1 protein-coding gene is annotated in these 491 nt (G+C 59.5%); it reads left to right on the forward strand.

Annotated elements, in window-relative coordinates:
- On the forward strand, positions 1-359 hold a 359-nt coding region (locus tag C5B91_RS22895), incomplete at its 5' end, for a hypothetical protein (protein ID WP_233547897.1).
- Positions 360-491: the final 132 nt, after the last annotated feature.

A 491-nucleotide genomic window follows, 5' to 3' on the forward strand; every position in this document is an offset into this window, starting at 1 on the left:
GTAGTGTCCCTATACCCCAGATAGAACTCTCATTGCAGGTGTTTTCACCGGAAACACGGTGTGTTCAATATAAGTGGTTCGATTCGGGTGCCCCCGAAAATGAGGGGGAAGATACGAACGCGCACACCCGTGTTTCCATGCGTTTGCCGCTGCCAGGCGCGTGGTTCGGTTCACCGGAAACGTGGTGTGCGCGTGACCTCGCTCTGGTGACTCATCGGCTGTTCGACCGCTTTCCGACCCCCGCGGGACTCGCCTGCCCTGTATCGTATTTCACCGGAAACACGGTGTCTGTCAGCGTTGCTACGTTCTCCGCCGAACCGGACGAAGCTGACGACGGAGAGCTGGCGACGGAGAGCTGACCGGTGAGCGACCGACTGTCGTTTTCCGTCCTGACGGCTCGTGGTATCCCGGCTCTGTGACCGGGTTTTCCGGTTCTCTTTCCCCTCATTCACCGGAAACGTGGTGTCTCTGCCCGTCTCACCCGGTCTCGG

It is taken from the genome of Haloferax sp. Atlit-10N (genome assembly GCF_003586325.1).
GTDB classification, from domain to species: domain Archaea; phylum Halobacteriota; class Halobacteria; order Halobacteriales; family Haloferacaceae; genus Haloferax; species Haloferax prahovense.